Genomic DNA, 23736 nt, shown 5'->3' with positions numbered 1-23736 from the left:
TTATCTCCCAGACCCGGTTGGTCTTGCTGATTCTGCTGCGTGATGGCTTGCGACTCATTGTGCGTGATGATGACCCGCGACTTCGTCGTTCTGTCACACCACGCCGCTAGAATAGCATGCCCCATGCGCTGAATGTGCCGCCAGTCCCTCGTGGCGGGCCCAGCCGTGTGTGCCGCCGGTTTGACACCTCTGGCCAGTCGCCGCAATCTTGCGAGAGTCATCGCCCTGCTCTGCTGCCAGCTTCATCGCCCGGCAACAGGATCGCGCCCGGTGGCCGCCCACGCTCACGACAACTTCAATTGCGCCATGATCGGTACGCAAGGAAGCCGCCGCAGGAGTTGGCGTGAAGGAGGCAGCGCATGATGCCTGCCATGAATGACCCGCCGTTAAGGACTCCGCCTTGAGTGAATCAGCACCCTCCCAGCACCCGCAACCCGCCGCCTCTGATGAAGGCAGTGCCGGCAACGAGGCCCCGCTCTTGAAGCTGGCTGCCATCGATCTGGGTTCCAACAGCTTCCACCTGCTGCTGGCCAACTATCAGGCGGGGCAGTTGCAGGTCGTGGCCAAGCAGGGTGAGAAGGTCCAGCTGGCGGCAGGGCTGGACGAAGACGGCATGCTCAGCGAAGAAGCCATGGAGCGCGCCCTCAACTGCCTCGCCCAGTTCGCGCCCTTCATCGATGGCATCGAGGCCGACCATCTGCGGGTCGTGGGCACCAACGCCCTGCGCGCCGCGCACAACAGTGAAGAGCTGATCGAGCGTGCCGAGGCCCTGCTGGGGCATCCCATCGAGATCATCGCCGGGCGCGAAGAAGCCCGACTGATCTATCTGGGCGCGGCGCATGCACTGGCCGATGTGCACGGCAAGCGCCTGATCGTCGATATCGGCGGTGGTTCCACCGAGTTCATCATCGGTGAGCAGTTCGAGCCCCAGCTGCTGGAAAGTCTGCACATGGGCTGTGTCGCCTATACCAAGGCCTTCTTCCAGGATGGCGAGATCAGCGAGAAGCGCATGCGCCGCGCCGAGCTGGCCGCACGCTCGGAACTGGCCAGCATCCAGCGCACCTATCGCGAGATGGGCTGGGATGACCCGGTCGGCTCCTCCGGCACCATCAAGGCCGCCGCCAACGTGCTGGAAGCGCATGGCTGGGCACCGCATGGCATGGTCACACGTGAAGGGCTGCACAAGCTGCGCGCGGCGCTATTGGAGTTCAAACGTCTCGACAAGGTCAGCCTGCCGGGCCTGAAGAGCGATCGCGCCACCGTCTTCCCGGCGGGCATCGCCATCCTATGCGGTGTCTTCGAGGCACTGGGACTGGAGCAGATGCGCTACTCCGACGGCGCGCTGCGTGAAGGCGTGCTGTTCGATCTGATCGGGCGCAACACGCCGGAGGATTCACGCCTGTCGGCCATCGAGTCGCTGCAGCGTCGTTACGGCATCGATACCCGCCACGCCAGCAATGTGCGCGACACCGCCCTGCAGCTGTTCGATCAGGTCGCCGGCGACTGGGCGCTGGGGTCCACGTCACGTCAGCTGCTGAGCTGGGCCGCCGAACTCCACGAAGTCGGCCAGGCGATTTCCCATAGTCAGTTCCATCGCCATGGCGCCTACCTGCTCGAGCATTCCGACTTGCTCGGCTTCTCGCGTCCGGAACAGCGCGCGCTGGCCTTCCTGGTCCGCGCCCACCGCCGCAAGTTCCCCAAGAATGAACTGGCGGCGCTGCCGGAACCGCAGCAACCGCGTCTGGCGCGCCTGGCACGCCTGCTGCGCATGGCGGTGATGCTCAACCATTCACGCTCGGAAGCGCCGGTGCTGGGCATGCATCTCAGCGCCAAAGGCGACGACCTGACGCTCAATCTGACCGAGGAATATCGCGATCACAGCCTGATCAACGATGACCTCAGCCAGGAAAGCGAGCTGCAGAAAGCCGCCGGCATGACGCTGACACTGGCCGATTCCTGAGCGAGCGCCGAGCAAGACATCGGCGAGATCGCCCGTTGGCCTCACTGCCGAGCGAGTGAGGCCAGTAGCCACCAGCCCCGCGAGGGGTGCCACAGCCCCGCGACTGTCCCGTCATGCATGCGTGCCACACGCAGCTGGTCACGCTGCCACGGCGGGATATCAGCCTCTTGCAGCAAGCGCTTGATATCACGCCGCCCCCGCCCTGCCACTCGCAGTACATCTCCCGGCTGACGCGACGTGAAGGCAACATGCTCTTCCCCCCTCCCCAGCGCCTGCCATGCCTTGCGCGCCTCAGCATCCCACTCAGAGGAAGGCGTCTCACCGGGTGGGCGACCACTTCTCCCGCAGCCGGTATCGCCTTGTCTATGACGCGCACCCTGCTCAATAACGGTATCTGACACCTGCCACCACAGCTGGCCGCGCCACGCGCGCACGCTGACGGCATATTCGGCGTTGACCCAGTGCACCTCGGCCACCGAGTCGGGCGGCGTGGCGATCAACCGCTGCAGACTCATCAAGCGCCCGCGCGGTGGCACCGGCCAGCCGCGCGACTGGCATAGATGGCGCAGGACCAGCCGCTGGCGTGGCTCACTCAAGTCTGCCAGCTCCGCCAGTGACAGCCGCGTCTCTTGCTCCCGCCCCTGCACCTGTCTCTGAGCTACGCGCTCCACGCCTGTCACCTGAACCTTCGCCAGCAGCTCGGCCGCCAGCTCATCAAGCAGTGACTGCTCTTCCTGCAACTGCTGCGCCGAACGCGCCAGGCTGGCCACGGCCTGCGGCCAGCGCGCCTGCAGCAGCGGCACGACACTATGGCGCAGGTAGTTGCGATCGAACTGCTGATCGACATTGCTGGGGTCTTCGCACCAGTCGCGCCCGGCCTGCAAGCCCTGCTGGCTCGCCAATGTCTGGATTTCATGGCGCGGGATACCCAACAGCGGCCGAAGCAGTCGTGCCCGCTCATGGGCGGTCTGGCCCCGCCCGGGGGATGCCTCGTCCACGGCCAGCGCCCGCTCAGGCGGCATGGCCGCCAGCCCGCGCCCACCACTGCCACGCAGCGCGTTGAGCAGCAGCGTCTCGGCCTGATCATCCTGATGCTGCGCCAGCCACAGGCTATCCCCCGCCGCCAGGCAGGCGCTCAGTGCCGCCAGCCGCCCTTCTCGCGCTGCCGCCTCCAGCCCTCGCGACTTGAGTGCTGTCTCCGCCAACGCCAGACGATGCACGCTCAACGGCAGTCCGAGACGCGAGGCCAGCCTGCGCGCCAGCTGCTCGAACGCATCGTTGGCCGCCTGCAGGCCATGATGCACATGCACCAGACGCAGTCGACGCGGGCAGTCCTGTACTGCCCTGGCAGCCAGCCTCGCCAGTATCACCGAATCCAGCCCGCCCGAGAGCGCGATCCACACCGTGCGCCGGGCATCGCCGGCCTCGAGCGCCTCGCGCACGGCGACGAGTGCGCGTGACTCCGCCATCTCGCTCAGCGGTTGAGCGCGCAGGCACACCGAATCCAGTGAAGGGGACAGAGACATGTCGGGCTCCTGTCGCGAAGCGGATGAAGGAAATGAGAGGAGGAAACGCCGGCCCTGAACGCAAGAACGCCCCCGGAAGAATCCGGAGGCGTCCTGGTCACGCGGGCATGAGCCGATCGCGCATCACGCGAGAGGCGCCGGGATCATGCCGGGGCGCCGTAGCTCATCAGGCGCTGGTAACGACGCTCCAGCAGGGCATCGGTATCCAGAGCACCAAGACGCTCCAGACCTTCGCCCAGCGCAGCCTTGATGCTGTCGGCGGCGGACTGCGGGTTGCGGTGTGCGCCACCCAGCGGCTCCTTGATCAGGTTGTCGACGAAGCCCAGCTCCTTGAGGCGCGAGGCAGTGATGCCCATCGCATCAGCGGCATCGGCGGCACGCTCGGCGCTCTTCCACAGGATGGAGGCGCAACCTTCCGGCGAGATGACCGAGTAGGTGGAATACTGCAGCATGTTCAGCTCGTCACACACGCCGATCGCCAGTGCGCCGCCGGAACCACCCTCACCGATGACGGTGGAGATGATCGGCGTCTTCAGACGCGACATCACCGCCAGGTTGTAGGCGATGGCCTCGGACTGACCACGCTCCTCGGCACCGATACCCGGATAGGCACCCGGGGTGTCGATGAAGGTCAGGATCGGCATCTTGAAGCGTTCGGCCATCTCCATCAGACGGCAGGCCTTGCGGTAGCCTTCCGGACGCGGCATGCCGAAGTTGCGACGCACCTTTTCCTTCACGTCGCGACCTTTCTGGTGACCGATCACCATCACCGGCTTGTCATCGAGACGCGCGATACCGCCGACCAGCGCTTCGTCGTCCGCATAGTGACGGTCGCCGTGCAGCTCATCGAAGTCCGTGAACAGGTTCTCGAGATAGTCGAGGGTATACGGGCGCTGCGGGTGACGTGCAAGCTGAGATACCTGCCAGGCGCCGAGGTCCTTGAAGATGGACTCGGTGAGCTTGGTGCTCTTTTCCTGCAGGCGAGCGATCTCGTCAGACAGGTTGACCTGGGAGTCGTTACCGACCAGACGGAGTTCCTCGATCTTGGCCTGCAGCTCGGCGATCGGCTGTTCAAAGTCCAGATAATTGGGATTCATAAGGCGTTTCGTTCGTCGTCTCGGGCAGCCAGGAAAGCGAGTCGGCCGGGTCACTCCCCCTGAGCACACGCTCAGGCGATCTGTGGCTCGCGGCGGTCACAGTCGGCATGGAATTGGGTACGGAAAAGATGGACAGGCATTATCGCACCCTGTTCGACAGGTGCAAACCTTGCCCGCCTGTTAGGCGTGGATTAACTCTGCGCCCACGCCGCTCATCTCGATGCTGTGCCTGCCCCGCCGCTTGGCGAGGCAGGCACCATCCTGTCGGCCAGCACCTCAATCGCGGTACTTGAGGCGCACACCGCGCTGGCCTTCCACCTCACCCAGCTGGATCAACAACTCGTCACTGGGCGCAACGCGCCATTGCTCGCCCAGCTCCAGCCAGGCCTCCGCCGCCGCGTTGCGATAACGCAGGCGCATCGGCAGGCCTTCGCTGGCCAGGTGTGGCGTCAGCAAGGTGGTCAGCTGCTGGGTGAAGCGACCACCGATGTCCTCGGCGGCGATGCTCATCTCGACCGCCTCGCCGAAGCGCGCCCGCGCATCGATGATCGGCGTGACGTCCTTGCCGCGCAGACGCAGGCCACCGGAATAGTCATCCTGGCTGACCTCGCCCTCGACGATCACCACACTGTCAGGCACCAGCTTGTTGCGCACCTGATCATAGAGCTCACCGAACATCGAGGCCTCGATGCGTCCGGTGCGGTCGTCTAGGGTCACGAAGGCCATGGTGTCGCCCCGCTTGGACTTCATGGTGCGCATGGCGATCACCAGCCCGGCGATGCGCTGCGGCTCCCGCGACGGCTTGAGGTCACTGATGCGCGCATTGATGAAGCGCTTGAGCTCACCCTCGTACTCATCGATGGGATGGCCGGTCAGATAGAGCCCCAGCGTGTCCTTCTCGCCGGTGAGACGCTCCTTGTCGGTCCACTCGCGCGCCTTGCGATAGCCGGCGTAGACATCGGTTTCCGGCTCGCTGAAGGCATCGCCGAACATGTCGGTGATGCCGACATCATTGTTGGCGTGATTCTGGGAGGCGGCCTTCAGCGCATCCTCCACCGCCAGCATCAGCACCGCACGCGACGGGCCGATATTGTCCAGCGCGCCGGAGCGGATCAGCGCTTCCAGGGTGCGCTTGTTGATCTTCTTGGCATCGATGCGCTTGCAGAAGTCGAAGATGTCACTGAACGGGCCACCTTCGGCGCGCGCGCTGACGATGGCATCAATCGGGCCCTCGCCCACGCCGCGAATCGCGCCCAGGCCGTAGACGACGCGCCCTTCCAGGTCGACGGTGAACTTGTAGCCACCGAGGTTCACATCCGGCGGGGTGACCGTGAGGCCGATATGACGGCACTCCTCGATCAGCGGCACCACCTTCTCGATGGTCTGCATCTCGGTCGAGATCACCGCGGCCATGAACGGCCCCGGATAGTGCGCCTTCAGCCAGCCCGTCTGGTAGGAGACGAGGCCATAGGCCGCCGAGTGCGACTTGTTGAAGCCATAACCGGCGAATTTCTCCACCAGGTCGAAGATGTTGCCGGCCAGGTCCTTGTCGATGCCCTTGCCCGCACAGCCTTCCATGAAGCCAGCACGCTGCTTGGCCATCTCTTCCGGCTTCTTCTTGCCCATCGCACGGCGCAGCATGTCGGCCTGGCCCAGCGTATAGCCGGCCAGCACCTGCGCGATCTGCATGACCTGCTCCTGGTATAGGATGATGCCATAGGTCGGCTCCAGTACCGGCTTGAGCAGCTCATGCTGGTAATCCGGGTGTGGATAAGACACTTCGGAACGACCGTGCTTGCGGTTGATGAAGTCATCCACCATGCCGGACTGCAATGGGCCGGGACGGAACAGGGCCACCAGGGCGATCATGTCTTCCAGGCAGTCGGGCTTGAGCTTCTTGATCAGCTCCTTCATGCCGCGGGATTCCAGCTGGAAGACGGCTGTCGTCTCCGCCTTCTGCAGCATGTCGAAGGTCTTGGCGTCATCCAGCGGGATATCATCGATATCCAGCGGCGCCAGCCCTTCCCGCTCACGGATCTTGTCGACCATCTCGGTCGCCCAGTCGATGATAGTCAGGGTTCGCAGACCCAGGAAGTCGAACTTGACCAGTCCGGCCTCTTCGACGTCGTTCTTGTCGAACTGGACCACCAGACCGCTGCCGTCTTCGTCACACAGCAGCGGCGCGAAGTCGGTCAGCTTGGTCGGCGCGATCACCACGCCCCCGGCGTGCTTGCCGGTGCCGCGCGTGGTGCCCTCGAGCTTGAGCGCCATCTCCCAGATTTCCTGGGCTTCCTCGTCGTTGTCGATGAATTCCTTGAGCTGCGGCTCCTGTTCGATGGCCTTCTCCAGCGTCATGCCGACCTCGAAGGGAATCAGCTTGGAGAGCTTGTCGCCCAACGAGTACGGCTTGCCCTGGGCGCGCGCCACGTCACGCACCACGGCCTTGGCGGCCATGGTGCCGAAGGTGACGATCTGCGAGACCGCGTTGCGCCCGTAGCGCTCGGCCACGTAATCGATCACGCGGTCACGCTTCTCCATGCAGAAATCGACGTCAAAGTCGGGCATGGAGACACGTTCCGGGTTCAGGAAGCGCTCGAACAGCAGGTCATATTCCAGCGGGTCCAGATCGGTGATCTTCTGGGCATAGGCCACCAGCGAGCCGGCACCGGAACCACGGCCGGGTCCTACCGGCACGCCGTTGTCCTTGCCCCACTGGATGAAGTCCATGACGATCAGGAAGTAACCGGGGAAGCCCATCTGCAGGATGATGTCGAGCTCGAAGTCCAACCGCGTGCGGTAGCGCTGCTCGATCTCGGCCCAGGCCTCGCTGTCGCGTGGATGCTTGTCACGCGGATAGAGCTTCTCGAGGCGCTCCGTCAGGCCATCATGCGAAACCTTGCGGAAGAACTGGTCCATCGTCATGCCTTCCGGCACCGGGAACTCGGGCAGGAAGTAGGTGCCCAGCTGCACGGTCACCGAGCAGCGCGCCGCGATCAGCACACTGTTCTCGAGCGCCTCGGGAATATCGGAGAACAGCTCGCTCATCTCCTCGGCGCTCTTCAGGTACTGCTCATCGCTGTAGCGGGTCTCGCGCCGCGGATCATCCAGCGCCTTGCCTTCGCCGATGGAGACGCGCGTCTCGTGGGCCCAATAGTCCTCACGCTTGAGGAAGCGCACATCATTGGTAGCGACCACCGGCGTATCGGTGGCCTCGGCCAGCGCCACCGACAGGTGCAGACACTCTTCCTCGTACTGACGCTGGGTGCGGGTCAGCTCCAGATAGAAGCGATCCCCGAACACCGCCTTCCATTCACCGAGCAGCGCCCGGGCGCTGTCCTCGTGGTCCGACAGCAGATGACGGCCGATCTCGCCTTCACGGCCTCCGGACAGCACGATCAGGCCCTCGGCCTGCTCGAAGATCCACTCTTTCTCGAGGTAGGCGCGGTCCTGCTTCTGGCCATCGGTCCAGCCGCGCGAGATCAGCTCGGTGAGGTTGCGATAGCCGGTGTCGTTCATCGCCAGCAGCGTGAGGCGATACGGGCGCGTGGCATCATGGGGATTGATCAGCCACATGTCGGCACCGATGATCGGCTTGATGCCGGCAGCGCGCGCGTTGGAGTAGAACTTGACCAGCCCGAACAGGTTGGCCTCGTCAGTCACCGCGACAGCCGGCTGGCCCGCCGCGGCGGTCGCCTTGATCAGCGGCTTGACGCCGGGCAGACCATCGACGAGGGAGAACTCGGTGTGAACGCGCAGGTGAACAAAGGGCGTGGTCATGGAATCGGCTCGTGAAGTCGGCGTGACGGTGAAGGATTCAGTTGCGGCTGGTGCCGCCGGCGGCTGCGAGGCTGAAGGTTCGGGTTCGGGTTCGGGTTCGGGTTCGGGTTCGGGTTCGGGTTCGGGCTTCAAGGATAGCCTGTCAGCGCCATCGCCTGAAGGCATGGCATCTGAAGGCGCAGCATCTGGCCGAGCAGGCTCGACTGACGGGGATGCCGTGGTCTCACTGGCATCAGTCAGACCACGGCTGGCGGCTTTTTTGCCGTGGGCTGCTGGCTCGTCTCGCCTGCCTCGCTCGGCTCCGGGGCCGGAAGCGCGATCAGCGCGTCCGACGGCACGGCCTGTGGCACGTGCCCCGACATGAACAGCCGCTTGACCGGCCCGAAGCTCTTGCGGTGCAGGGTGAGGATGCCATGTTCCTCGATGGCGGCCTGATGCTCGCGAGTCGGGTAGCCCTTGTGACGCGCGAAGCCGTAGACGGGGAAGCGCGAATCCAGCGCTGCCATCTGGGCGTCGCGATGCACCTTGGCCAGAATCGAGGCAGCACCGATGGCAGCGTGGCGCAGGTCGCCCTTTACCACCGCCATGCCGGGAATCTCGTGCCCCGGCAGGCGGTTGCCATCCACCAGCAGGTATTCCGGGCGCACACCCAGTGCATCGATGGCGCGGCGCATGGCCAGGTGCGTGGCCTGATAGATGTTCAGCTCATCGATCTCGTCACTGGTGGCCTCGGCGATCGCCCACGCCCAGGCACGAGCCCGTATCTGCTCGTAGAGCGCCAGACGCTTCTTCTCGCTGAGCTTCTTGGAGTCCGTGATGCCCTCGATGGGGTCATTCGGGTCCAGAATCACCGCTGCCGCCACCACCGGGCCGACCAGCGGCCCACGCCCGACCTCGTCGATACCGGCCAGCAACTGCCCCTGATAGGGAATCACCAGCGGCGGAAAATCATCGGCGGGTTTACGCTTGCGCGCAGAAGGCGTGGTGGTGTGACTGTCGGCAGAGTCGGTCATGATATCTCGAGGCGTAAGACAACAGGCAGAGCGCCAATGCGATCTGCCTGTCGAGGTGATTCAATCAAGAAGTAGCGCAATGTCTGGCGGCGACACGCGGGGTCAGCGTCCTGCCAGTTCACCGATGGCGATGGCGGCCGCGGCGCTGGCATCACAGGTCAGTTCACGATGCATGGCGGTGAAACGCTCACGCAGTTCTCGTTGGCGGGCGACGTCACCGGCGGCACGTGACAGCAATGGCGCAAGGCTTTCCTCGATGGACTCCGGCGTGGCGGCGTCCTGGATCAGCTCCGGCACCAGCGTCTCGCGGGCGATCAGATTGGGCAGGGAAATCCACTCGGTCTTGACCATATGCCGCGCGATGCGGTGCGTCATCGGCGCCATGCGATAGGCCACTACCATCGGGCGATGACACAGCAGACACTCGAGCGCCGCTGTGCCGGATGCCAGCAGCACCGCATCGGCGGCGGTCATCGCTTCACGCGATTGGCCGTCCACCAGATGGATGCGACTGCGATCCAGCCCTTCGCGCTCCGCCATCAACGACTCGAGCTCGGTACGCCGCAGCGGCGTGGCCGCCGGGATCACCACCTCAAGGCCGGGATAACGCTGACAGAGACGCTCGATGGCGGCCAGGAAGGTCTCGCCGAGAAAGCGGATCTCGTTGGCGCGGGAACCCGGCAATACCGCCAGCAGCTGCACTTGCGGGTCGATCCCCAGCTGCTCACGGGCAGCAGCGCGATCATCCTCGAGCGGCAATTCATCGGCCAGTGGATGGCCGACGAAGGTCACCGGCACCTGATGCTCACGATAGAAGGCGGCCTCGAAGGGCAGGAAGGTCAGCATGCGGTCGACGGCGCGGCGAATGGTCTTCACGCGCCCCTGACGCCAGGCCCACACGGAGGGACTGACGTAGTGCGCGGTGGTGATGCCCTGCTTGCGCAGGCGCAGCTCGAGCCCCAGATTGAAGTCCGGGGCATCGATGCCGATCATCACGTCGGGTTGCCACTCGAGGGCGTCGCGCAACAGATGGCGACGCACCTTGATCAGCGCCGGCAGATGCTTGAGCACCTCGACCAGACCCATCACCGACAGCGTTTCCAGCGGATAGAGGCTGTCGAAGCCCTCGGCCTGCATGCGCGGCCCCCCGATGCCACGGAACTCGACATCGGGATAGCGCGCCTTGAGCGCGCGCATCAGGCTGGCACCGAGAATGTCACCGGAGAGCTCCCCGGCTACCAGGTAGATGCGCATGCTCAGCGAGTCAGACCGCGAGTGGACGCCTTGAGCGAGGCGATGAAGACATCGCGCTCGGCCAGCGGCGGCTCGGCTTCCAGCTGCTCGAGGGCTTGCGCCAGCGTCAGGCCCTGACGGAAGACCGTCTTGTAGGCCGTGTTCAGCGCGGAGATGGTCTCGCGGCTGAAGCCACGACGCTTGAGGCCGACACTGTTGAGGCCATGCGCTTCCGCCGGATGGCCATTGACCATCACGAAGGCCGCGATGTCCTTGGTGATGATGGAGCCACCACCCGCCATGGCATGTTCACCGATATGGCAGAACTGATGCACCGCCGACAGGCCACCCAGAATGACGTGGTTGCCGAGATGGACATGGCCACCCAGCGTCGCCTGATTGGCCATGATGCAGTCGTCACCGATGATGCAGTCATGGCCGACATGCGAGTAGGCCATGAACAGGTTGCGACTGCCGATACGCGTGAGGCTGGCATCCTGGACGGTGCCGCGATGCAGGGTCACGCCCTCGCGGATGACATTGTCATCCCCGATTTCCAGGCGCGTCGGCTCACCGGCGTACTTCTTGTCCTGACAGTCCTCGCCCACTGACGCGAACTGGAAGATACGGTTGCGCTCACCGATGACGGTGGTGCCCTTGATGACGACATGCGGCCCCACCACCGTGCCAGCGCCGATCTCGACATCAGCCCCGATCACGCAGAACGGGCCGACCTCGACATCATCGGCCAGGCGGGCGCCGGGATCGACAATGGCAGTAGGATGTATCAAGCGACCTTCCTCTCGGCACAGATGATTTCGGCCTCGCAGACCAGATCGCCGTCGACCTTGGCCTGACAGGCGAATTTCCAGATGCCACGCTTCTCGCGCAGCACGCGGGCGCTGATCTCGAGCTGGTCACCCGGCATCACCGGGCGCTTGAAGCGTACATTGTCGCTTCCGACGAGATAATAGATGTAGCCATCGGCGGGACGTTTGTCGACGGTCTTGAAACCGAGAATACCCGCCGCCTGAGCCATGGCTTCCACGATCAGAACGCCCGGCATGATCGGGTGCTCCGGGAAGTGACCATTGAAGAACGGCTCATTGATGCTGACGTTCTTGCGCGCGACGATGAACTCGCCAAGGGTCAGGTCCATGACACGATCGATCAGCAGGAAAGGATAGCGGTGCGGGAGATACTCACGGATCTCGTTGACGTCCATAACCATTGGCTTGCAACCTCTGAAATAACGAAATGCCTGCCGCTCGCGGGCAGGCATGTAATGACGGTCCGGACCGCCGTTCGGGCAATGGCGCGCATTATAGCGTCCTTGCGCGTGGCTGGCAGCCGCTCATTGCCCGACAGTGCGCCAAGCAGGTGCGAGACTCTGCTCTGGACAGGTACTACCCGGGCTTGCAGTACTACTTGTCCTTCAAACTCTTCTCGACCTGATTCAAGCGTCGCGCCAACTGATCCAACTGCTTGAAACGTACAGCATTTCTGCGCCACAGGCCGTTGTCCATCGCGCCGGTGCCGGAGGAATAGACGCCCGGCTTGGTGATGGAGTTGGTCACCAGGCTCATGCCGGTCACCTGCACGCCATCGGCGATTTCCAGGTGCCCCGCCAGACCCACACCGCCCCCCATCAGACAATAGCGCCCGACCTTGGTGGAGCCGGCGATGCCGACACAGCCCGCCAGCGCCGAATGGTCACCGATCTGCACGTTATGCGCGATCTGGACCTGGGAGTCGATCTTGACGTCATTGCCGATGATGGTGTCGCCGAGCGCGCCACGATCGATGCTGGTGCAGCTGCCGACTTCGACATCATCGCCGATCAACACGCCGCCGAGCTGGGCGATCTTGTGCCAGCCCTTGCCATCGTGGGCAAAGCCGAAGCCATCGGCGCCGATGACGCAGCTGCTGTGGAGTACCGCACGGGCCCCGATCACCACGCCATGATAGAGCGTGACATTGGGATGCAGCAGACAGCCCTCGCCCAGCACGCTGTCAGCCCCGATCACGCAACCGGCCTGAATGCGCGTGTTGTCACCGATGCTGACGCCCGGACCGATCACGACCTGCGGGCCGATCTCGACATTGGCCCCCAGGGTTGCGGTCTCGTCGATGACGGCACTGGCGTGCACGCTCGCCTGGGGCTCGACCGCCAGCGGGTCGAACAGACGCGACAGCTCAGCGTAGGCCAGATACGGATTGTCCAGCACGAGGGCATTGCCCTTGCACTCTTCAAGATGGCTTTCATGCAGCAGCACGGCAGTCGCGGCGGTTTCCCCGAGATACTTGAGGTAGGCGCGATTGGCGAGGAAGGCGATATCGCCGGGCTCAGCATCGACCAGCGTCGACAGGCCGGTGACCCGGACAGCCGGGTCACCGACGAGACGAGCGCCCAGCCGCTGAGCCAGATCCTCGAGAGTGTAAGAGAATTGTCGCTTTTTCATTCTGTCTCTGGGCGCTGGGCGCCTCTGGCTCGCATTCGCGTTGGCATGCTCGGATGCAACACATCCCGCACGCTTGCGCGCGCGGGATGCACTCAGTTGAGCGAGTTGAACACCTGAGTCACTTCATTGGTCAGGTCCATACCATCCTTGCTGTAGACCGTCGCATTGCGATCGACCAGCAGCTCGATGCCATGCTTGTCGACGACCTGCTGGATGGCCTTGTCGAGCTTCGGCTTGGACTGCTTGAGGAAAGTCTGCTCCGCCTGTTGCTGCTGCTGCTGGACCTGGCCACGCAGCTGCTGGAACTGGCCACCCTTCTGGCGCAGCTGCTGCTGCACGGACTGACGCTCGGAATCGGACATTACGGCGCCATCCTTCTGCAGCTTGGCCTGCAGGGATTCCAGCTCCTTGGCGAGTGCCTTGGCCTGGTCCTGCTTGCCGGCCAGCTGATTCTTGAGCTGGTTCATGGAAATCTTGGCCGAGTCGGAACTCAACAGCGCCTGGCGCCAGTCGAGGACCGCGACTTCGGTGGCCTGTGCCAGCATCGGAGTCGCCATGGCGGCAAGGCCACCAGCCAGACACAGGGCGCGGGTCAATTTACGCATCACACAAACTCCTTGTAGCCTGTTGTTCAGTCACTGATGACTCAGTGACTGACGGTGTGAGGACCGGCGACAGAACAGGGACAGCGCCGCCGGTGGTCGTGACGAAGGCCGCACCGGCCAAAGCGGGTGCGGCATCGTACGGCCTTAGAAGGTCTGGCCCAGCGAGAACTGGAAGATCTCGGTGTCATCGTCGTCATCGTCACCGATCGGCTGGGCGACACTGAAGGTCAACGGACCTACCGGCGTGATCCACGACAGGCCGATACCGGCACTGTAATTCAGCTCACCCAGGTCGACGCCGCTTTCACAGCTGCTGGTATCACTGGAGCTCACGTCGTAGCACGACGTCAGATAGGTGTTACCCGCATCGACGAAGAACGACGGCTGCACGGAGCGCTTGTCCTTGATGAAGGGCATCGGGAAGATCAGGTCCACCCCACCTTCGATCAGGATGTTGCCGCCGATGGTATCGTCGTCGCCGTCGTTCTGCTCGGTGGTGGCCTGCCCCAGGGTATTGGAGCTATAGCCACGCACACTGCCCAGACCGCCGGCATAGAAGTTCTTGAAGAACGGATAGGTATCGCCGGAGAACGAGTTGGCATAGCCAAGCTCGGTACGGAACTTGAGTGACCAGTCCTGACTCAGCTCGAAGAACTTGGATCCCTTGTAGCGGAGCTTGTAGTAATCCGCATCGGAGCCCGGCACCGCCACTTCCAGCGACAGCAGCTGAGAGCTGCCCGCCGTGGGCAGGATGCCACGGTTGAGGTTGTTGCGTGACCAGCTGGCCGTCAGCTTGTAGAGGTTGAAGTCTTCGCCTTCATCCTCGATGAACTGGGTGACCTCCGCCGGGCTGTCGTCGAAGTCCTTGACGCGCACGAACTCGTAACCGCCGCCGAAGTTCAGACGTGACAGCTCGTTGATCGGGTAACCGAAGTTGATGCCACCGCCGAAGCTGTCGGTCGCGTAGCTGGCGACGTCGTCATCATCGTCGTAGTCCACCTTGCGGTAGAACATGTTGTAACCGCGCGAGATGCCATCCAGCGTCCAGTACGGGTCGGTATAGCCGAAGCTGACGTTGGTGTAGTCATCCGACTTCTGGGCGTTGATGTTGACTTCGTTACCGGTGCCCAGGAAGTTCTTCTGCGACAGACCCACCCCGTAGATGACACCGTCACCCTGGGAGAAACCGACCGACGCCGAGATCGAGCCTGACGGCTGCTCCTCGACGTTGTAGTTGACGTCCAGCTGGTCCGGCTCGCCGGCGACAGGGCGCGTGTCGACATCGACCTGCTTGAAGAAGCCGAGGCGCTCAAGCTTCTGCTTGGACTGCTTGATCTTGTCGGTGGAGGCCGGCGCACCTTCCAGCTGGGTCATCTCACGACGCAGCACTTCATCTGCGGTAGTGGTGTTGCCCTTGAAGTTGATGCGACGCACGTAGGCGCGCTTGCCGGGGTCGACCGCGAAGGTCAGATCGACGGTGTCGCTCTCCTCGTTGACCTCCGGCACCGCATTGACCTTGGCGAAGGCGAAGCCGTCGGCACCCAGTGCCTGGCGCAGCGCCTCGCTGGAAGCGGTCACATCACGCTGGGAATAGAGGGCATCCGGGGCGAGCTTGACCAGATCACGGGCACGCTCTTCCTTCATCTTCAGGTCACCGGCAAAGCCGATGTTGCCGATCTTGTACGGCTTGCCTTCATCGACGTTGATGGTGACGAAGATCTCGGACTTGTCCGGCGAGATGGACACCTGGGTCGAGCGCACCTGGAAGTTGACGTAACCGCGATCGAGATACCAGGACTTGAGGGTCTCGATATCGCCGGTCAGCTTCTCACGCGAATATTCATCATCGGAGAACCAGCCGAAGAACCAGCTCGGCTTGTCTTCCAGCTCCAGCTGTTCGCGCAGGGTCTCGTCATCGAAGGCATCGTTGCCGACGATATTGATCTGATGAATCTTGGCGATCGCGCCTTCCTTGACGTCGATGTTGACCTGCACGCGGTTGCGCTCGAGCTCCTCGACAGAGGTCTCGATACGCGCGCTATAGCGGCCCTGAGCCTGGTAGACACGCTCGAGCTCACGCTGCATCTCTTCCAGCGTGGAGCGCTGCAGAACCTGACCCTCGGCCAGCCCTGCTTCCTTGAGGCCCTTGCGCAGGTCTTCGTCGGGGATCTGCGAGTTGCCGTCAATCTCGATCTTGGAGATCGTCGGACGCTCGACCACATCGATGATCAGGACATCGCCATCACGCTTGAGGCGGATGTCGTCGAACAGGCCCGTATCGAACAGCTGACGCGCTGCCGAGGACAGGTCCTCTTCTTCCACATTCTGATCCGCGGAGACGGGGAAGGCGTTGAAGACGGTGCCCGCAGACACGCGCTGGAGGCCCTCTACCCGGATGTCCGAAATTTTAAAAGATGCGGCCAAGGCGCCCTGACTGGCCCCGAGCAGCGCAGCTGCCAATCCAATGGTCTTGAGTTTCATGCAGTCGCTTCGCTTCTCTGGATTCCGCCCGCTTGGGTGAACAGGCACCTTATACACAACCCCCTGCAACTGACAAGACAGCTGCGAGTGAGGATCGGCAATCGGGGCCGAAGTCGTGTGGGCATGATGACGGGAGTTGATCGCATTGACCAGCCCGTGCAATGAATTGACCCCCATGGGCATCGACAGTTCAGATTCGGTTCATCCTGCGGGAGCCATCACGTGCTGATGACTCCCCGAATCCATCACCAAAGACGCATGAGATCGAAATAGATGGCCATCAGCATGAGGGAGCCGACCAGCGCCATGCCGATCTTCAACCCTGCATCCTGGACCCCTTGCGAAAGTGGTTTGCCGCGCACGGCTTCCACCAGATAGAACAGCAGGTGACCGCCATCCAGTACCGGAATCGGCAGCAGGTTCAGGACACCCAAGCTGATGGAGAGATAGGCCATGAAGCCGAGGAAGGCCTCGAGGCCGGAGCGCGCCGTGTCGCCGGCGATACGCGCGATGGTGATCGGGCCAGACAGATTGGACGGTGCGATCAGACCGACCAGCATCTTGCGGATCGAATCCAGCGTCAGTACCGTCATCTCGCCGGTCTTGCCGACGGCCTGGCCGACGGCCGCCAGCGGCCCGAAGCTGAGCTCACGCTGATACTGCTCGGGCCAGCTGACGTTCTCGACGCCGGCGCCGACCTGCCCCACCACACGCCCGTCATCGAGCGAATTGCTGGCAGGCGTCAGTGACAGCGTCTCTTCCTTGCCATCACGTGCCACCAGTACTGACAACGTCTCGCCCGGCGCACCGCGCACGCGCTCGACGAAATCGATCCAGTCGACCACCAGGGTGCCATCGATGCTGACGATGCGGTCACCTGCCTGCAGACCTGCCGCCTGTGCGGCGCCACCGTCCAGCACACGCCCCAGCACCGCCGGCAACTGAGGACGCCAGGCCGTGATGCCCAGCGTCACCAGCGGACGCGGCGGATCCTGATCGACCAGGAAGCGTGTCACATCGAGGGACTGCTCGCGCGTGGCGCTGGCACCCTCGGCACGCGTGGTGAGCGTCAGGCTGTCATCGCCGATCGCACCGATCAAGCGCAGGTTGACCTCATCCCACGAGGGAGTGGCCTGACCATTGATGGCGACGATCTCGGTCTTCGGCGCCAGGCCAGCGCGGCCTGCCGGCGAGTCCGGCGCCACGGCACCGACCATCGGCACCACCGTCGTGGTACCGGCGACGAACAATGCCCAATAGGCGACGATGGCCAGCAGGAAGTTGGCCAGCGGGCCCGCCGAGACGACGGCGATACGCTTCCAGACGGACTTGGTATTGAAGGCCAGATGACGCTCGGCCGGATCGACCAGCCCTTCGCGCTCATCCAGCATCTTGACGTAGCCACCCAGCGGGATGGCGGCGATCCCGTACTCGGTGCCGTGGCGATCGGTCCATGACCAGAAGGGTTTGCCGAAGCCGATGGAGAAGCGCAGCACCTTGATGCCGCAACGACGCGCGACCCAGAAATGACCATACTCATGGATGGTGATCAACACCCCCAACACGACGATCACGGCAAGAATATTCTGGATCACACCCATCACGCGCTCCTGGAGATTGGTGCCCGAGATGGGCAGCCTGCCTTGCCACGCTCACGAAGACAGTGACAAGACAGTGCAAGATAGGATTTCAGGGCCCGGCGAGGGCCAACTCGGCGGCGGCCAGCTCACGCGCCGCCGCGTCTTCGGCGAGAATCACCTCGAGGCCATCCACCGCCAGCGGCGGGCGTGCCTGCATGACAGCCTGTACCACTGTCGGGATACGATCGAAGGCCAGGCGACCCTCGAGGAAGGCAGCCACTGCCACCTCGTTGGCGGCATTCATCACTGCAGGCCAGGTGCCGCCCGCCGCGATGGCCTCTCGCGCCAGCCGCAGACACGGGAAGCGCGTCTCGTCGGCGGCACGGAAATCGAGACGCGCGACCTGAAACAGGTCCAGCGGCTCGACACCGGCATCGATACGCTCCGGCCACGCCAGCGCATAGGCGATCGGCGTGCGCATGTCAGGATTGCCCATCTGGGCCAGCACCGAGCCATCACTGTAGGCCGCCATCGAGTGAATCACGCTCTGGGGATGCACGACCACCTGAATGTCGTCCGGCCCACAGGCGAACAGCCAGCAGGCCTCGATCAGCTCAAGCCCCTTGTTCATCAGGGTGGCGCTATCGACGGAAATCTTGCGCCCCATCGACCAGTTGGGATGCGCGCAGGCCTCGTCCGGCGTCACCGTCGCCAGCCGCTCGGCGGGCCATTCGACATCATCGCGGAACGGGCCACCAGAGGCGGTCAGCAACAGCTTCTCGACGCCGATCGGCGCCAGACCATCACGATGCTGGGCCGGCAGGCACTGGAAGATGGCGTTGTGCTCGGAATCGATCGGCAGCAGGGTCGCCCCGTGCTGTTTCACCGCATCCATGAACAGCTGCCCGGCACACACCAGCGCTTCCTTGTTGGCCAGCAGCACGCGCTTGCCCGCCCGCACCGCAGCCAGCGTGGGCAACAGGCCAGCCGCGCCGACGATGGCGGCCATCACGCTATCGACTTCAGGCGCCTCGCTGATGTCGACCAGCGCCTGCTCACCATGGCGCACCTCGATGGGCGTGCCCTGATAGCTCTCGACGCCCTCGAGCGCCCCACTGAGCCACGCAGCCGCCTCGGATGAGGCGATCACCGCCACCTGCGGGCGATGCGTCAGACACAGCTCCAGCAGCGCCTCGTGACGCGTGGCAGCGCTGAGTGCATGCACCCGATAGCGCTCGGGATGGCGCGCGATCACATCCAGGGTGCTGGACCCGATGGAGCCGGTCGCGCCGAGGATGGTGATGCGCTGCAACGCAGACGCCTCAAGAGGAGTCTCGTGGCTCACGCTCACGTTCACATTCGTGCTCACGCACCACCTCCCAGCACCCACGGCAACAGCAGGGCAAACAACGGTACCGCCGCGGTCAGGCTGTCGATGCGATCCATCACGCCACCATGACCGGGCAGCAGATGGCTTGAATCCTTCATCTGACGCTGGCGCTTGAACATGCTCTCGAGCAGGTCACCCAGCACCGAGACGGCCGTCACGCCCAGCGTGACCAGCAGCAGCGGCAGCCAGTCGGCCAGCCCCGCCAGCGCATAGCCGGTCGCCAGCAGGCCGGTGGCCACCAGGCCACCGTAGACGCCCTCCCAGGACTTGCCCGGGCTGACACGTGGCGCCAGCTTGCGCTTGCCGAAGCGCTTGCCGGAGAAGTAGGCACCGATATCCGCCGCCCACACCATCAGCAGCACATACAGCAGCCACTCGCCGCCACTGGCCTTGAGCTGCACGAAACCGAACCAGGTCGGCAGCAGCGCCAGCACACCGACACCCAGCCGCACGCCGGTCGCCTGCCATTCCTGGCTGGCGGCCGGATAGCGCATCACCCAGCGCAGATTGACCAGCCATGCCAGTGCCGCCAGATACAGCGGCCAACGCGCAAGAGCGCCATCGAACTGCCAGACCAGCAGCATCAGCACGCTGAGCACCAACGGGAACAGGAGGCGTGCCATGCCGGCACGCACGCCAGACAGGTTGGACCACTCCCAGGCGGCCAGCGCGACGATAGCCCCGGTGAAGGTGGCAAAGGCGGCACCGTCGAGGCCGAACAGCCCCCACAGCGCCAGAGGCGCAAGAATGAGCGCGGTGATGATTCGTTGTCTGAGCACTAGAGCCCCTCGGCGTCGAGTTGTTCGCTGGTCATGCCATAACGACGCTGACGCAGGGCGTAGGCGCTGAGCGCTTCATCGAAGGCCGCCGCGTCGAAATCAGGCCACAGCACGGGCGAGAAATAGAACTCGGCATAGGCCAGCTGCCAGATCAGGAAGTTGGAGATACGCTGCTCACCGCTGGTGCGGATACACAGATCCACCTCCGGCAGTTCACTCAGGCACACTTCCGCCCCGAGGCGCGACTCGTCGATATCCGCTGCCTTGAGCTCGCCGCGCTCGACCTGCTCCGCCAGACGGCGGGCGGCCTCGGCGATATCCCAGCGGCCGCCATAATTGGCGCAGATCACCACGTGCATGCCGCGATTGCCGCGCGTCATGTCTTCGGCGCTCTGGATATGCTTTTGAATCGAATTGGAAAAACGACTGCGCTCGCCGATGACCGAGAGTCGGATATCGTGGCGATGAAGCTTCTTGACCTCGCGCTTGAGCGCCAGCAGAAACAGCTCCATCAGCGCACTGACTTCATTGGCCGGGCGCTTCCAGTTCTCACTGGAGAAGGCAAACAGGGTCAGCACTTCCACGCCCTGCTCGGCAGCACGACGGATGGTACTGCGGACGGTTTCGGCACCGGCGCGATGGCCGCGTATGCCAGCCCAGCCGCGGGACTTCGCCCAGCGGTTGTTGCCGTCCATGATGATCGCCACATGGCGTGGCGTGGAGGGGGAATTCGGTGACGTCATGGGGTCTCGCTACGAGCACCGGATGCCGCCGGCAAACGCCGGCGGCAGACCCGATCAGACCTGCATCAGGTCGGTTTCCTTGTGCTCCAGAGCACTGTCGACTTCCGCCACATACTTGTCGGTCAGCTTCTGGATCTCGTCTTCTCCGCGACGTGCATCGTCTTCGGAGATGTCCTTGTCCTTGAGCAGGCTCTTGATGTCGCCATTGGCGTCACGACGCACATTGCGGAGCGCCACGCGGGCGTTTTCCGCTTCTGCACGCGCCTGCTTGGTGTAACCGCGACGCGTCTCTTCCGTCAGCATCGGCATCGGGACGCGAATCACGTCACCGGCGGTGGACGGGTTGAGACCCAGGTCAGAAGTCATGATGGCCTTCTCGACCTTCGGCACCATGGGCTTTTCCCACGGCACGACAGTCAGGGTGCGCGCATCTTCGGTGGTGATGTTGGCCACCTGATTCAGCGGTACCTGGCTACCATAGTAATCGACCGTCACGGCATCCAGGATGCTGGGATGCGCACGCCCCGTACGGATCTTGCCGAAGGCGGCACCGAGGGACTCGATGGTCTTCTTCATGCGTGATTCGGCGTCTTTCTTGATGTCGTTGATCACAGTCTTACCCTCTATCAATCAGCGTGCCTTCCTTGCCACCCACCACCAGGTTGAGCAGCGCGCCTGCCTTGTTCATGTTGAACACCCGCACCGGCATGTCATGGTCACGTACCAGGCAGATGGCGGTCAAATCCATCACGCCAAGCTTCTGGTCCAGCGCATCATCGTAGCTGAGGCTGTCGTACTTCACGGCGTCCGGGAACTTGACCGGGTCCTTGTCGTAGACACCATCCACCTTGGTCGCCTTGATGACGGCATCCGCGTCGATCTCGATACCGCGCAGACAGGCAGCGGAATCGGTGGTGAAGAACGGGTTGCCGGTACCGGCGGAGAAGATGACCACATCGCCAGACGTCAGATAACGGATGGCGGTACGGCGATCATAATGTTCTACCACGCCACTCATCGGGATGGCAGACATCACGCGTGAACGGATGTTGGAGCGTTCCAGCGCATCACGCAGCGCCAGACCATTCATCACGGTCGCCAGCATGCCCATATGGTCACCGGTCACACGCTCCATGCCGACTTCCTGCAGGGCTGCGCCACGGAACAGGTTGCCGCCACCGATGACGATGCCGACCTGGACGCCGATGCCCACCAGCTGACCGATTTCCAGCGCCATGCGATCCAGCACCTTGGGGTCGATGCCGAAATCGCCATCGCCCATCAGGGCCTCACCGGAAAGCTTGAGCAGTATGCGCTTGTACTTGGCATTGCGTTCAGCGGAAATGGTGGCCATGCGAATCTCTCCTGATACTGACATACGGGGAACGGGGCGGCCCGAAGGCGGGGGCCAGATACACGATGGCGTGCGACTATGCGCACGCCATCATGAGAAGCGAAAACAGTCAGCCCTTACGCGCGGCTGGCCTGCTCACGGACTTCAGCTGCGAAGTCGACTTCTTCCTTCTCGATACCTTCACCGACTTCCATGCGCACGAAGGATACCACTTCACCACCGGCGGCCTTGACGAACTCGGCGACGGTCTGGTTCGGATCCTTGACGAACGGCTGTTCGGTCAGGCTGTTCTCGGCCAGGTACTTCTTCAGACGACCCTGGGACATCTTCTCGGCGATTTCCGCCGGCTTGCCTGCCATGTCCGGCTGGGCAAGGATGATGGCCTTTTCAGCGTCCATCTGTTCCTGCGGCATGTCGGACGGACGTGCACAGACCGGGTTGACGGCTGCGACGTGCATGGAGACGTCCTTGGCTGCTTCACTGGTACCGCCGTTCAGCAGGGTCAGTGCTGCGATGCGGCCGCCGTGGACGTAGCCACCGACGACGCCGCCAGCCGGCGCTTCGACCAGCTCGGCACGACGAACGGAGATGTTCTCACCGATCTTCTGAACCAGCTGACCACGGGTGTCTTCCAGCTCGCCTTCCATCAGGGAAGCGATGTCGGTGTTCTTGGTAGCGAACACACGATCGGCGATCAGCTGGGTGAAGGCCTTGAAATTGTCATCACGAGCGACGAAGTCGGTCTCGGAGTTGATTTCGACCATCACGCCGTAGCTGGCGTCGTCGGCGACCTTGATGACGATGGCGCCTTCAGCGGCCACGCGGCCAGCTTTCTTGGCGGCCTTCAGGCCGGAGTTCTTGCGCAGGTTCTCAATCGCCAGCTCGATGTCGCCACCGGCTTCGGTAAGAGCCTTCTTGCATTCCATCATGCCGAGCGCAGTACGCTCACGCAGTTCCTTGACCATAGATGCGCTGATAGCTGCCATGGGATGAAACCTCTGTCGTGTCGACGTCTTTGAATACGGGAATTCGGTCACGACCGCTGAACGGTCGCAAATAAGGGGGCCGTGGCCCCCTCATTGCCTGACCTGACTGCCACCTGGCTAGGCCATGCCGCACTTAGTGTAGCGCAGCGTTTGTGACAGTCAGATCAAGCCGCCAGGATCACTCTGCTGCGTCTTCTTCAGAAGCAGTTTCGACGAACTCACCGGCCAGCTCTTCTTCCTTGTTCTTGCCACAGGCGCCTGCAATTGCCTGGACATAGATCTGGATGGCGCGGATGGAGTCATCGTTACCCGGGATGACGTAGTCCACGCCGTCCGGGTTGGAGTTGGTATCGACGACGCCGATGACCGGGATACCCAGCTTGTTGGCTTCGTTGATCGCGATGCGCTCGTGGTCAACGTCGATCACGAACATTGCGTCCGGCAGGCCGCCCATGTCCTTGATACCGCCGATGGAACGCTCGAGCTTCTCCTGCTCACGAGTGGCCATCAGGACTTCTTTCTTGGTCAGCTTCGCGAAGGTACCGTCTTCATGCATCTGCTCGATTTCACGCAGGCGCTTGATGGACTGACGGATGGTCTTGAAGTTGGTCAGCATGCCGCCCAACCAGCGATGGTTGACGTACGGCTGACCCGCCTTGCGAGCTTCTTCCTTGATGATCTTGCCGGCAGCGCGCTTGGTGCCCACGAACATGATCTTGTTGCCATTGGCAGCCATCTTCTCGACCACTG

Annotated in this window: 18 protein-coding genes and 1 pseudogene; 1 reads left to right on the top strand and 18 read right to left on the bottom strand. The window is 63.3% G+C overall.

Annotated features, from left to right (window positions below):
- Positions 1-478 precede the first annotated feature (478 nt).
- On the top strand, positions 479-1960 hold the full coding sequence (ppx, locus tag CDPAHKCJ_RS02735) for an exopolyphosphatase (RefSeq protein WP_166018693.1): 1482 nt from the start codon (positions 479-481) through the stop codon (positions 1958-1960).
- Between the two features lie 41 nt (positions 1961-2001).
- Here the strand turns inward: ppx and tilS are convergent, their stop codons facing one another.
- The 18 genes and pseudogenes from tilS to rpsB form a co-directional block, all read right to left on the bottom strand.
- Positions 2002-3486 carry a tRNA lysidine(34) synthetase TilS gene (gene tilS, locus CDPAHKCJ_RS02730; protein WP_166018618.1) on the bottom strand — a complete coding sequence of 495 codons (1485 nt, stop codon included), beginning with the start codon at positions 3484-3486 and terminating at the stop codon, positions 2002-2004.
- Positions 3487-3629: 143 nt separating this feature from the next.
- Positions 3630-4583: an acetyl-CoA carboxylase carboxyl transferase subunit alpha gene (gene accA / locus CDPAHKCJ_RS02725; RefSeq protein WP_043333001.1), complete on the bottom strand. Its 954-nt coding sequence runs from the start codon at positions 4581-4583 to the stop codon at positions 3630-3632.
- A gap of 276 nt (positions 4584-4859) precedes the next feature.
- The gene (gene dnaE / locus CDPAHKCJ_RS02720) at positions 4860-8360 is read right to left on the bottom strand and encodes a DNA polymerase III subunit alpha (protein ID WP_166018617.1); all 3501 of its coding nucleotides are present in this window, start codon (positions 8358-8360) and stop codon (positions 4860-4862) included.
- A 368-nt stretch (positions 8361-8728) separates the two neighbouring features.
- Positions 8729-9373 (bottom strand): annotated as a pseudogene (gene rnhB, locus CDPAHKCJ_RS02715) (ribonuclease HII); the annotation flags it as partial.
- A 102-nt stretch (positions 9374-9475) separates the two neighbouring features.
- Entirely contained in the window at positions 9476-10627 is a 1152-nt protein-coding gene (lpxB, locus tag CDPAHKCJ_RS02710) for a lipid-A-disaccharide synthase (RefSeq protein ID WP_166018615.1), read from the bottom strand.
- A 2-nt stretch (positions 10628-10629) separates the two neighbouring features.
- Positions 10630-11397, bottom strand: coding sequence for an acyl-ACP--UDP-N-acetylglucosamine O-acyltransferase (gene lpxA, locus CDPAHKCJ_RS02705; protein WP_043333008.1), 768 nt, complete (start codon positions 11395-11397; stop codon positions 10630-10632).
- Positions 11394-11837, bottom strand: a complete 444-nt coding sequence (fabZ, locus tag CDPAHKCJ_RS02700) for a 3-hydroxyacyl-ACP dehydratase FabZ (RefSeq protein ID WP_043333010.1) — start codon at positions 11835-11837, stop codon at positions 11394-11396. The genes lpxA and fabZ overlap by 4 nt, the downstream gene beginning before the upstream one ends.
- A 193-nt stretch (positions 11838-12030) precedes the next feature.
- Entirely contained in the window at positions 12031-13068 is a 1038-nt protein-coding gene (gene lpxD, locus CDPAHKCJ_RS02695; protein ID WP_166018614.1) for a UDP-3-O-(3-hydroxymyristoyl)glucosamine N-acyltransferase, read from the bottom strand.
- A 92-nt stretch (positions 13069-13160) separates the two neighbouring features.
- Positions 13161-13673, bottom strand: a complete 513-nt coding sequence (locus CDPAHKCJ_RS02690; RefSeq protein ID WP_043333014.1) for an OmpH family outer membrane protein — start codon at positions 13671-13673, stop codon at positions 13161-13163.
- A gap of 144 nt (positions 13674-13817) precedes the next feature.
- Complete coding sequence (bamA, locus tag CDPAHKCJ_RS02685) at positions 13818-16154, bottom strand: outer membrane protein assembly factor BamA (protein ID WP_172978726.1); 2337 nt, start codon at positions 16152-16154, stop codon at positions 13818-13820.
- 245 nt (positions 16155-16399) lie between these two features.
- Positions 16400-17755 (bottom strand): sigma E protease regulator RseP, encoded by a 1356-nt coding sequence (rseP, locus tag CDPAHKCJ_RS02680; RefSeq protein WP_166018613.1) that lies wholly within the window; start codon positions 17753-17755, stop codon positions 16400-16402.
- An 88-nt stretch (positions 17756-17843) separates the two neighbouring features.
- Positions 17844-19046, bottom strand: a complete 1203-nt coding sequence (gene ispC, locus CDPAHKCJ_RS02675; RefSeq protein WP_166018692.1) for a 1-deoxy-D-xylulose-5-phosphate reductoisomerase — start codon at positions 19044-19046, stop codon at positions 17844-17846.
- Between the two features lie 53 nt (positions 19047-19099).
- On the bottom strand, positions 19100-19903 hold the full coding sequence (locus CDPAHKCJ_RS02670; RefSeq protein ID WP_166018612.1) for a phosphatidate cytidylyltransferase: 804 nt from the start codon (positions 19901-19903) through the stop codon (positions 19100-19102).
- The gene (gene uppS / locus CDPAHKCJ_RS02665) at positions 19903-20646 is read right to left on the bottom strand and encodes a polyprenyl diphosphate synthase (RefSeq protein ID WP_043333020.1); all 744 of its coding nucleotides are present in this window, start codon (positions 20644-20646) and stop codon (positions 19903-19905) included. Before uppS ends, CDPAHKCJ_RS02670 begins: the two co-directional genes overlap by 1 nt.
- Positions 20647-20700: 54 nt before the next feature.
- Positions 20701-21258 (bottom strand): ribosome recycling factor, encoded by a 558-nt coding sequence (gene frr, locus CDPAHKCJ_RS02660; protein WP_043333023.1) that lies wholly within the window; start codon positions 21256-21258, stop codon positions 20701-20703.
- 4 nt (positions 21259-21262) lie between these two features.
- The gene (gene pyrH / locus CDPAHKCJ_RS02655; protein WP_225347344.1) at positions 21263-22000 is read right to left on the bottom strand and encodes a UMP kinase; all 738 of its coding nucleotides are present in this window, start codon (positions 21998-22000) and stop codon (positions 21263-21265) included.
- A gap of 116 nt (positions 22001-22116) precedes the next feature.
- Positions 22117-22986: a translation elongation factor Ts gene (gene tsf, locus CDPAHKCJ_RS02650; RefSeq protein ID WP_166018611.1), complete on the bottom strand. Its 870-nt coding sequence runs from the start codon at positions 22984-22986 to the stop codon at positions 22117-22119.
- A gap of 178 nt (positions 22987-23164) precedes the next feature.
- The coding region (gene rpsB / locus CDPAHKCJ_RS02645; RefSeq protein ID WP_166018610.1) for a 30S ribosomal protein S2 at positions 23165-23736 on the bottom strand (572 nt) is incomplete at its 5' end.

The organism is Cobetia sp. MB87 (assembly GCF_011319755.1).
GTDB lineage: Bacteria > Pseudomonadota > Gammaproteobacteria > Pseudomonadales > Halomonadaceae > Cobetia.
Note: the sequence above shows the minus strand (reverse complement) of the source record. Positions and strands in the feature narration are given on the sequence as shown.